The organism is Actinosynnema sp. NPDC002837 (assembly GCF_040295345.1).
Lineage (GTDB): Bacteria > Actinomycetota > Actinomycetes > Mycobacteriales > Pseudonocardiaceae > Actinosynnema.
This window is the reverse complement of sequence record NZ_JBEOVG010000002.1, coordinates 267,675-277,453: the sequence shown is the minus strand read 5'-3', so window position 1 is coordinate 277,453 and position 9,779 is coordinate 267,675. Positions and strand designations below refer to the sequence as shown.

The window sequence follows — 9,779 nt, the reverse complement described above, 5'->3', positions numbered from 1 at the left end:
CCTCGCCCACCTCGGGCGGGGGGCGAGGGGCGATCGTCGTCGTTCAGTCAGCAGGCGGAGGTCCGCCCGCCGGTGCTGCTCAGGCGCCGCCCGACAGCTTCTCGCGGAGCGCGGCCAGCTGCTCGTCGCTGGCCAGGGTGCCGCCGGCCTGGGCCGGGGCGCCCGTGCTGGACGAGGTCGCGGCGGCCGGGGCCTCGCCACCGGAGGAGTAGTTCGTCTCCCCGGCGGCCTCTTCCTCGGCCGCGGCGGCCTTGGCCACCTGCTTCATGTGGGCCTCGTAGCGCGTGTGGGCCTCGGCGTACTGCCGCTCCCACTCCTCGCGCTGCTTGTCGAAGCCTTCCTGCCACTCCTGGGTCTCCGGGTCGAAGCCCTCGGGGTAGATGTAGTTCCCCTGGTCGTCGTACTCGGCGGCCATGCCGTACTGGGTCGGGTCGAACTCGGAGTCGACCGTGAAGCCCTCGTTGGCCTGCTTGAGCGACAGCGAGATGCGGCGGCGGTCCAGGTCGATGTCGATGACCTTGACCATGACGTCGTCGCCGACCTGCACGACCTGCTCCGGGATCTCGACGTGGCGCTCGGCCAGCTCGGAGATGTGGACCAGGCCCTCGATGCCCTCGTCCACCCGGACGAACGCGCCGAACGGGACGAGCTTGGTGACCTTGCCCGGCACGATCTGGCCGATCGCGTGGGTGCGGGCGAACTGGCGCCACGGGTCTTCCTGCGTCGCCTTGAGCGACAGCGACACGCGCTCGCGCTCCATGTCGACGTCCAGGACCTCGACCGTGACCTCCTGGCCGACCTCGACGACCTCGGACGGGTGGTCGATGTGCTTCCAGGACAGCTCCGAGACGTGCACCAGGCCGTCCACGCCACCCAGGTCCACGAAGGCGCCGAAGTTGACGATGGAGGACACGACGCCCTTGCGGACCTGGCCCTTCTGCAGCTGGTTGAGGAACTCGCTGCGGACCTCGGACTGCGTCTGCTCCAGCCACGCGCGGCGGGACAGGACCACGTTGTTGCGGTTCTTGTCCAGCTCGATGATCTTGGCTTCGAGCTCGCGGCCGACGTACGGCTGCAGGTCGCGGACGCGACGCATCTCGACGAGGGAGGCGGGGAGGAAGCCGCGCAGGCCGATGTCCAGGATGAGGCCGCCCTTGACGACCTCGATGACCGTGCCCTTGACGGGCTCGTCCTTCTCCTTGAGGGCCTCGATGGTGCCCCAGGCGCGCTCGTACTGGGCGCGCTTCTTGGAGAGGATCAGCCGACCTTCCTTGTCCTCCTTCTGAAGGACAAGAGCCTCGACCTCGTCACCAACCTTGACGACCTCGTTGGGGTCGACGTCGTGCTTGATCGACAACTCGCGCGAGGGGATGACGCCCTCGGTCTTGTAGCCGATGTCGAGCAGGACCTCGTCCCGGTCGACCTTGACGATGGTGCCCTCGACGATATCGCCGTCGTTGAAGTACTTGATCGTCTTGTCGATAGCAGCGAGGAAGTCCTCCTCCGTCCCGATATCGTTGATGGCGACCTGCTTCGGCGCAGCGGCAACCGGGACAGTGGTGGTGTCGGTGGACATTAGGTAGGTGGCTCCGGTACGGATTGGGGTTGGTGGCCTGCGGGTTCAACGCTACGCGGAGGGCACGCCCCACCGCGAAGACCGACTCACCGAGTGATCACCGATCGAGGACAGCGCGAACCCACTACGCGGGCGATATCGTACGCGGCCGCGAGCCCGCCGGGCAAACCGGACCCCTTGAATGGAGCAGTGTGTCCCACCAGCACGCGAGCGCGGAACACGCGCTCGGCACCACCGGCATCGCCAAGCGGGGCGTGGACGCCGCCGAGTCGCGCGCGGCCAACCGCATGTGGTGGGACGCCGACGCCGACGACTACCACGCCGAGCACGGCGACTTCCTGGGCGCGGCGGACTTCGTCTGGTGCCCCGAGGGCGTCCGCGAGGAGGACGCCGGCTACCTCGGCGACCTGCGCGGACGCCGCGTGCTGGAGGTCGGCTGCGGCTCCGCGCCGTGCGCCAGGTGGCTGACGTCGCGGGGCGCGCACGCGGTGGCGTTCGACATCTCCGCCGGGATGCTGCGGCACGCCGTGGCGGCCAACGCGGCGACGGGTGTGCGCGTGCCGTTGGTGCAGGCCAGCGCCGACCAGCTGCCGTTCGCGTCGGGCAGCTTCGACGCGGCCTGCTCGGCGTTCGGCGCGGTGCCGTTCGTGGCCGACGTGGGCGAGGTGTTCGGCGAGGTCGCGCGGGTGCTGCGGCCGGGCGCGCCGTGGGTCTTCTCGGTAACTCACCCGATCCGGTGGATTTTCCCGGACGACCCGGGGCCGGGTGGGCTGACCGTCACCCAGTCGTACTTCGACCGCACGCCGTACGTGGAGGTCGACGACACCGGTCGGGCGACGTACGTCGAGCACCACCGGACCACCGGGGACTACGTGCGGGCGCTCGTCGGCGCGGGCCTGGAGCTGGTGGACGTGGTGGAGCCGGAGTGGCCCGCCGGGCACACCCGGACCTGGGGGCAGTGGAGCCCGCTGCGCGGCCGGCTGTTCCCGGGCACCGCGATCTTCCGCACCCGAAAGCCGTAACCTGCCTGGTATGACCGTCGGTCAAGGGCTGATGGAGGCGCAGAGCGCGCGCTTCGCGAGCGTCGACCCGCTGCTACCGCCGGCGGTCGCGCCGCCGGACGGCGACGTCATCACCGCGGCGCTGCCGGACGGGACGAGGGTCGCGGGCGTGCTGCAACGCCAGGTGCACGACCGGCGGTCGCCGGCCAGGCTCTGGTCGGCCACCGAGGTGTGGGAGCTGACGCCCCTGCTGGGCAACGCGGGCGCGGCGGGCATGGACGTGCTGCTGCGCGCCTGGCGCAAGCGGCTCGACCTGCTCGCGCCGGCCGACCGCGACTCGGCGTGCGTGCTGACCTGGCCCAGCCGGGACGCCGAGTCGACCAGGGCGCTGCTGGACCACGGCCTGGTGCCGCTGACCGTGGTCGCGGTGCGGCAGGCCCCTCCCCCGCCGGTGACGGGCGCGGCGACGATCCGCCGGGCGACGCCCGCCGACCTGGAGACGGTGCTGGCCCTGGCGCTGGCCGAGCTGCGCTACTCGTCCATGGTGGGCTCGACGGTGCACCGGCCGGACGCGGTGGCGCTGAAGCGGCGGACGCTGGCCGAGCGGCTGGCCACCGGCGGCCCGGCGTGGCTGGCCGAGCGGGACGGCATCGCGGTGGCGCTGGCGGAGTGCGCGGTGGTGACGTCGGAGCCGGGCAACTGGACGGCGACCAGGCTGCCGCACGGCCGCTGGGGCTACGTGAACTGCGTCTCCGTGCTGCCGGGCGCGCGCGGCACCGGCGTCGGCCGCCAGCTGATGGCGCACGCGCACCGCGAGCTGCACCGGCTGGGCACGGTCGGCACCTACCTGTACTACAACCCGCCGAACCCGCTGTCCTCGGTCTTCTGGCCGCGGCAGGGTTATCGTCCACTGTGGACGATGTGGGAGGTCCGCCCCGCCGGCGCGCTGCGCTAGCCACCGCGTGCCACGTCACACCGCGTCGAGTTGCGCGGCGCCCTCGCCGGGACCACTATTTGTACTGACCAGTCAGTTCAAATAGGAGGTCGGACGGTGCGGATCCACGCGCGGCGCGTCGGCGTCACCGGGCCGCACGGCCCGCTGCTGAAGCCGACGTCGCTGCTGGTGAAGCCGGGCGAGCTGGTGCTGGTGGCGGGTGACCCCGGCGCCGGGCACACCGCGCTCGGCCTGGTGCTGTCCGGGCGGATGCGGCCGAGCACCGGCGAGGTCTCCCCCTCGGCCGCCGAACTGCGCCGGCACGTCGTGCTGGTCGACTCACCGGACGTGAGCGAGCCCGAGGGGTCGCTCGCGCTGGCCGGCGTGGTCGGCGAGGAGCTGGCCGTGAACGGCGCCCGCAGCGGGCGCAAGGCGGTGGCCGACTGGCTGGTCGAGCGGGGCGCGGACGAGCACCTGGACCACCGGTTCGACCAGGTGCCCGCCGCCACCCGGTGCGCGCTGATGCTGGAGCTGGCCGCGGGTCGGCCCGGCGCGACGACCCTCGTGCTGGACAGCCCCGACCGCTACCACGGCGACCCGCGGGGGTGGCTGGAGTCGGCGCGCGGGCACGTGACGCCCGAGCGGTCCGTCGTCGTCCTGTGCACCACCACCAGCGCCGCCCTGCTCGACGTGCCCGTCGCGCGGATCGGCGCCGACAACGTCGTGGAGAACGAGGAGTCCGAGTGACCTCCCTGCGGATGGCGTTCAACGAGCTGCGCCGGATCACCTCCGGCACGCTGCCCAAGCTCGCGGTGCTGGCGCTGACGCTGGTGCCGCTGCTCTACGCGGCGCTGTACCTCTACGCCAACAAGGACCCGTACGCGCACCTCAACCAGGTGCCCGCCGCGCTCGTCGTGGAGGACGAGGGCGCGACCGCGAGCGACGGCACGCGCCTGGACGCGGGCCACGAGGTGGCCGAGGAGCTGGTGTCCGGCGACAAGTTCGACTGGCGCCGGGTGGACGCCGCGCAGGCGGAGCAGGGCGTGCGCGACGGGACCTACACGTTCGCGCTGACCCTGCCCGCGGACTTCTCGCGGGCCCTGCTGTCGTCCGGCGACTTCACGCCGCGCCAGGGCGTGATCGTGCTGACCACCAACGACGCGAACAACTACCTCGGCTCCACGATCGCCAACCAGGTCGTGGCCGAGGTGCGCCGGTCGGTGTCGGTGAAGGTCGGCGCGGAGGCCGCGGACAAGCTGCTGCTCGGCTTCTCCACGATCCGGCAGAGGACCGCCGAGGCCGCCGACGGGGCGACGAAGCTCGCCACCGGCCAGCAGGACGCCTACACCGGCGCGCAGCAGCTCGCGGACGGAACCGTGCCGCTGGCGGACGGCGCGACCCGGGTGTCGTCCGGCCTCACCCGGCTGCGCGACTCGACGGCCGACCTGCCGGCGAAGTCGCAGCAGCTGGCGGCCGGGGCCAAGCAGGTCGCCGACGGCAACGAGACCGTCGCCAGGACCGCCGAGGACTACGCCGCCAAGGCGCAGGACCTGGTCAACCGGCTGGACGCGGTCAACGGCGACGTGGCCGCCAGGCTGCGCGCCCTCGGGTTCACCGAGGAGCAGGTGCAACGCGTGCTCGGCGCGTTGGGCGAGGCGCGCCGGCCCGTGGACGACGCCAACGGCAAGGTGCAGGGCACCGCCGGGCAGCTGCGCGCCCTCGCCGACGGCGCCAAGCAGGTCTCCGACGGCGCGGCGCAGCTCGCCGCGAGCACGCCCGCGCTGACCGGCGCGATCACCCAGCTGAACGACGGCGCGGCGCAGGTGTCGTCCGGCGCGGCTCAGGTGCGCGACGGCGCGGGCCGGTTGCGCGACGGCGAGGCGCAGCTGGTCGACGGCGCGAACCAGCTGCGCGACGGCCTGGCGTCCGGCGTCTCGCAGATACCCGACCCCGACGACCCGACCCGCGAGTCGACCGCGCGGACCATCGGCGACCCGGTGAACGTGCGCGGGGTGAGCCAGACGTCGGCGGGCAGCTACGGCGCGGGCCTGGCGCCGTTCTTCCTCGGGCTGGCCACCTGGATCGGCGCGTTCGTGCTGTTCCTGCTGCTCAAGCCGCTGTCGAGGCGCGGGTTGGCGGCCGGGCAGTCGCCGCTGCGGGTGGCGTTGGGCGGCTGGCTGCCGGGCGCGCTGCTCGGCGCGGCGCAGGTCGTGGTGATGTACGCGGTGGTCACCCTGGTGGTGGACATCCGGCCGTCGCACCCGCTGGGCGCCCTGGCGTTCCTGCTGCTGGTGTCGGCGACGTTCGTGGCCGTGCTGCACGCGTTGAACGCCCTGTTCGGCGCGGTCGGCAAGTTCATCGGCCTCGTGCTGCTGATCCTGCAGCTGGTCAGCGCGGGCGGCACGTTCCCGTGGCAGACCATCCCCGTGCCGCTGTACCCGCTGCACTACGGCCTGCCCATGGGTTACGCCGTGGACGGCCTGCGGCACCTGATGTACGGCGGGTCGCTGGGCGGCGTGGGCCGGGACGCCCTGATCCTCGTCGGCTACCTGGCGGCGGGCCTTGCCTTGGCGACGCTCGCCGCGTACAAGCAGCGGGTGTGGACTCCCAGCCGCCTCGAACCAGAACTGGTCCTGTGACCGGCGCGCGCCCCGGCCGCACCGCCGTGACCAAGCAGAAGCTGTTCGACGCCGCGCTGCGCCTGGTCGGCGAACGGGGCGCGGCCGGTGTCACGGTGGACGAGATCGCCGCCGAGGCGGGCGTGGCGAAGGGCACCGTCTACTACAACTTCGCCAGCAAGGACGCGCTGGTGGACGCGCTGCTGCGGCACGGGGTCGACCTGCTGGCCGCGCGGCTCAAGGTCGCCGAGGAGGAGGCCGAGACGTCCGCGGCGATGGCGTCGCTGGTGGACGGGATGCTCGGGTTCTTCGCCGAGTACCCCGCGTTCGGGCAGCTGCTCGTGTCGGAGCTGTGGCGCACGCCCGGCCAGTGGCACGACACGCTGAGCCTGCTGCGCGACGACATCGTGTCCATCGTGCGCGGCCAGGTGCAGCGGCTGGCCGACGCGGGCCGGCTGCCCGACGGCGTGCCGGTCGGGACGGCGTCGGCGGCGTTGTTCGGCACGCTGCTGGTGACCGCGCTGGACTGGCAGGTGTTCCAGCCCGAGCGCAGCCTCGTCGACGTGCGCGAATCGGTGTTGTCGCTGGTGCGGGGCCTGCGGCCGGGCTAGCCGGCGTCGGCCGACGCGACCATGTGCAGCAGGTTCCGCACCACCGGGTGCAGCCGCGGTCCGGTGGTCAGGAACCGCACGAGCGCCTCGTCGTCCTCGTCCCCGACGTGCGGCGACTCCTCCAGCAACCGCAGCAGGTCGCCGTCGGTCCACAGCCGGTCGACGACGTCCGGCCACAGGTCGCGGAGCACCACCCACTTGGCGAGGTGGGCCGGCGTCACGGGCGACCCCTCGTCGAAGACGCCGCGTTCCACCGCCACCACGACGGCGAGTCGAACCTGGTTGCGCCAGCGGCCCACGTCGACCGGGTCCGCGTGCTTCGGCGCGCAGTCCCGCAACGCCGCCCACGCGGCCCGGGTGCGGTCTTCACGGGTGGGGCGCCGGTCCTCGGCGGGCGGCTCGTCGGCCACCGTCGCGGACGCCCCGCTCCCGGCCGCCCGCCCTGAGTCCCGGTTCGGGAGGAACACGACCGCGAACGCCAGCGCCGCGACCCCGATCAGGACCGCAGCCGCGACGGCCAGTGCGTTGTCGCCCTCGACCCAACCCCGGAACAGCCCGCCCAGCGACGTCAGGATGGTCTCGCCCCACTGGATGAGCGAGTAGACGACCATGCCGAGGAAGAGGAATCCGATGAACCCGGCGAGGCTCTTCTGATCGCCGAACAGGTACCTGATCCCCATGACGCCGATGATGATCGCGGCCAGGGGCGCGATGAACATCCGGATCTGGTCCGCGACGGTGTCGTCGGAGACCGCCAACAGGATGTCCGCCGTCATGCCCGGCTCACCGCTCCCACACCTCGTCGCTCGTCGCGTGCGGGAGGGCCACGACGTTGGGGATCAGCTTCCGCACGTGCCGGCGGCCCAGGCGGCGGGCCTGCGCGGACTCCACCGGGAGCCCGGTCTTGCGGACCGCCGCCTCCTCCATCGTCCTCAGGTCGCCGAGGAACACCAGCACGACGCCGGGAGCGCGCACGATCTTCTTGGCCTTCTCGCACAGGTCGAGCACGAAGTCGCCGCCGCAGCTGTCGATGTTGCGCACGACGACCACCAGCCGGCGCCCGTGCCGGCGGGCGCGCAACCCTTGGCGGACGAGCTTGGCCAGGTGGTCGCGGACCTCCTCGAACGTGCCCTTGGTGGCTTCGTCCCGAACGCTCGCGGTGAACCGGGCGAGCGCGGTCGTGGCGGTCCACGCGCGGCTCACCAGCACCCAGAACACGACGGCGAGCAGGATGGTGGCGACCACCGGCGAGCGGACCGCCTGGGACGCGAGCTCGCCGATCGGACCGCCCTTCCCCGCGAGGCTGAGCACGACGGCGCGCCCGCCGGGCCACGCGACCACGCCGCCCGCGATGACCGCCGACACCACACCGGCGAGGACCTTGCGCCGCCGTCGCGTCTGCGGCGAGCTCATCGCGCCGGAGATCGGCTGGAACACCCTGCGCACCCAGTTCCGGCGCTGTCCGACCGCGCGCGCGACGCCGCGGGCCAGCAGCGCGTCCGCCGGTTGCGCGCCCCCCTCCCAGTCGGCCGCGTCGAGCGAGCAGACGACGTGGGACCGCGCGGGCAGCCGCTCCCGGAGCAGGTCGGCGATGTCCGGCCGGCCTCCCGTGTCCCACCCCGTGACGGCGACCGTGATCGGCGGGTCGTCGTCGGACCACTCGGCCACCACCACCTCGATCGCGGTGACGACCGCGTCGGCGGGGGACGGTCTGGCTCGGTCGGCCTTCGCCGGCGCGGTGGTCGAGGAGGTCCCGGGCTTCATGCGCGCCTCCCCGTGTGCGTGCCGGCACGCTGAGTATCGCACCGGACCCGCAGCGTGAAACCGCACTGATGAGGCGTGTCGGTGGGTTAGTGCCGCGCGGCCCAGGTGTCGATCTCGCCGACCTGGTGCACGGACGGCGCCTTGCCGTCCAGGGCGCGGTGGACGGCTTCGAGCACGCCGACCGACGCCTCCTCGTGGCTGAGCCAGCGGGTGCTGCCGCCGTGCCGGACGAAGCCCAGCACGACCTGCTGCGTCGGGTGGCCGTCGAGAGCCGGGTCGGGCACACCCCGGACCGCCTGGATGGCGCCGCTGTCGTGCACCTCGACCACCGGCGCGTGCGGCGCGAGCAGGGGCGCGACGGCCCGCAGCACGGCGTCCCGGTAGCTCGCGTGCACCCACGCGACCAGCAGGTCGGCGGGCTGGTCCATCACCTCGCGCACGCGGTCGGCCAGCTCGGCCGGTCTGGCCCAGTCCGCCGCCACGGCGACCCGCGACCCCTCCGCGCCGCTCACGTGGGGCACGTGGGCGCGACCGCGCAGGGCCGCCTTCGCCGCGCTGCCCAGCACGCCCTCGGGCCGCCGGCTGGGCAGCACGACCTGCCACCCCTGCGCCAGCAGCTCCTCCGCGCACCCCTTCAGCATCCCGGTGCCACCCAGGACCAACGCCGTCCGCTCGCTCATCGCACCGACTCCTCGCCCCGCTCCGCCGCCCGTCGCAACGGGCCTGACCGCCATTGGTCGACCTCACGCTGCCCGCGCAGCCGCACCACCGCGAGCCGGCCGGCGTGCTCGCCCCGGAGCACCGCCCCGACCCGCTCGCCGGTGCGGGCATGCGACTTCCACGCCCACCGCAACAGGTGCTCGGGATCGGTGAACACCGTCCGCAGGGGCGGTTCGACGTTGCCGTTCCACAGCTCCTCGCGGCGCAGCCGGCGCACCGCCGTCCGCACCGTGACCCGCCGCATCACCACGTGCCGCGGGTGGTCCAGCCAGACCAGCGTGTCGGCGTGCTCCAGCAGCACCGGCCGCACCAGGCTGTACTGCCACTCGGTGGCCCACGCGTCGCCCTTGACGAACCGGCGCACGTCGGCCTCGAACTCCGGCCTCGGTGTCCACTGTGGACCGTGGAACAGCGAGTCCATCTCCACATAGGACAGGCCGAGGGTGCGTGCGACGAGACTGGCCAGGGTCGATTTCCCGGAGCCGGACGTGCCGGCCACGAGCACCCGGCGCGGCGGGTGCGGCAACTCGTCGGCTGGTCCCAGGAGCGGCACCG

10 protein-coding genes are annotated in these 9,779 nt (G+C 73.2%); 5 read left to right on the top strand and 5 right to left on the bottom strand.

Going from position 1 to position 9,779, the window contains the following annotated elements; translation table 11 throughout:
* Positions 1–79 precede the first annotated feature (79 nt).
* Positions 80–1,576, bottom strand: coding sequence for a 30S ribosomal protein S1 (rpsA, locus tag ABTZ99_RS02740; protein WP_033442914.1), 1,497 nt, complete (start codon positions 1,574–1,576; stop codon positions 80–82).
* A 191-nt stretch (positions 1,577–1,767) separates the two neighbouring features.
* Here rpsA and ABTZ99_RS02735 point away from each other — a divergent pair, with 191 nt between their 5' ends.
* The 5 genes from ABTZ99_RS02735 to ABTZ99_RS02715 all read left to right on the top strand — a co-directional run bounded on the left by ABTZ99_RS02735 (position 1,768) and on the right by ABTZ99_RS02715 (position 6,740).
* Complete coding sequence (locus tag ABTZ99_RS02735) at positions 1,768–2,598, top strand: class I SAM-dependent methyltransferase (RefSeq protein ID WP_498780798.1); 831 nt, start codon at positions 1,768–1,770, stop codon at positions 2,596–2,598.
* A gap of 10 nt (positions 2,599–2,608) precedes the next feature.
* Positions 2,609–3,532 carry a GNAT family N-acetyltransferase gene (locus ABTZ99_RS02730; protein ID WP_498780800.1) on the top strand — a complete coding sequence of 308 codons (924 nt, stop codon included), beginning with the start codon at positions 2,609–2,611 and terminating at the stop codon, positions 3,530–3,532.
* Positions 3,533–3,628: 96 nt separating this feature from the next.
* Positions 3,629–4,258 carry a P-loop NTPase family protein gene (locus tag ABTZ99_RS02725; protein WP_498780802.1) on the top strand — a complete coding sequence of 210 codons (630 nt, stop codon included), beginning with the start codon at positions 3,629–3,631 and terminating at the stop codon, positions 4,256–4,258.
* The gene (locus tag ABTZ99_RS02720) at positions 4,255–6,150 is read left to right on the top strand and encodes a YhgE/Pip family protein (protein WP_498780804.1); all 1,896 of its coding nucleotides are present in this window, start codon (positions 4,255–4,257) and stop codon (positions 6,148–6,150) included. Before ABTZ99_RS02725 ends, ABTZ99_RS02720 begins: the two co-directional genes overlap by 4 nt.
* Entirely contained in the window at positions 6,147–6,740 is a 594-nt protein-coding gene (locus ABTZ99_RS02715; protein ID WP_498780806.1) for a TetR/AcrR family transcriptional regulator, read from the top strand. The genes ABTZ99_RS02720 and ABTZ99_RS02715 overlap by 4 nt, the downstream gene beginning before the upstream one ends.
* Here the strand turns inward: ABTZ99_RS02715 and ABTZ99_RS02710 are convergent.
* The 4 genes from ABTZ99_RS02710 to ABTZ99_RS02695 all read right to left on the bottom strand — a co-directional run bounded on the left by ABTZ99_RS02710 (position 6,737) and on the right by ABTZ99_RS02695 (position 9,777).
* Complete coding sequence (locus tag ABTZ99_RS02710) at positions 6,737–7,516, bottom strand: hypothetical protein (RefSeq protein WP_499607627.1); 780 nt, start codon at positions 7,514–7,516, stop codon at positions 6,737–6,739. The two genes, ABTZ99_RS02715 and ABTZ99_RS02710, sit on opposite strands and share 4 nt — an antisense overlap.
* 7 nt (positions 7,517–7,523) lie before the next feature.
* Positions 7,524–8,504, bottom strand: a complete 981-nt coding sequence (locus ABTZ99_RS02705) for a serine/threonine-protein kinase (protein WP_499607624.1) — start codon at positions 8,502–8,504, stop codon at positions 7,524–7,526.
* 86 nt (positions 8,505–8,590) lie between these two features.
* On the bottom strand, positions 8,591–9,184 hold the full coding sequence (locus ABTZ99_RS02700) for a Rossmann-fold NAD(P)-binding domain-containing protein (protein ID WP_498780810.1): 594 nt from the start codon (positions 9,182–9,184) through the stop codon (positions 8,591–8,593).
* On the bottom strand, positions 9,181–9,777 hold the full coding sequence (locus ABTZ99_RS02695; protein WP_499607621.1) for a P-loop NTPase family protein: 597 nt from the start codon (positions 9,775–9,777) through the stop codon (positions 9,181–9,183). The genes ABTZ99_RS02700 and ABTZ99_RS02695 overlap by 4 nt, the downstream gene beginning before the upstream one ends.
* Between the last annotated feature and the right edge of the window lie 2 nt (positions 9,778–9,779).

Excerpts from the sequence above, each read along its gene's own strand:
- rpsA (WP_033442914.1), bottom strand. The coding sequence starts at position 1,576 with ATGTCCACCGACACCACCACTGTCCCGGTTGCCGCTGCGCCGAAGCAG.
- ABTZ99_RS02730 (WP_498780800.1), top strand. The coding sequence starts at position 2,609 with ATGACCGTCGGTCAAGGGCTGATGGAGGCGCAGAGCGCGCGCTTCGCG.
- ABTZ99_RS02710 (WP_499607627.1), bottom strand. The coding sequence starts at position 7,516 with ATGACGGCGGACATCCTGTTGGCGGTCTCCGACGACACCGTCGCGGAC.
- ABTZ99_RS02705 (WP_499607624.1), bottom strand. The coding sequence starts at position 8,504 with ATGAAGCCCGGGACCTCCTCGACCACCGCGCCGGCGAAGGCCGACCGA.
- ABTZ99_RS02700 (WP_498780810.1), bottom strand. The coding sequence starts at position 9,184 with ATGAGCGAGCGGACGGCGTTGGTCCTGGGTGGCACCGGGATGCTGAAG.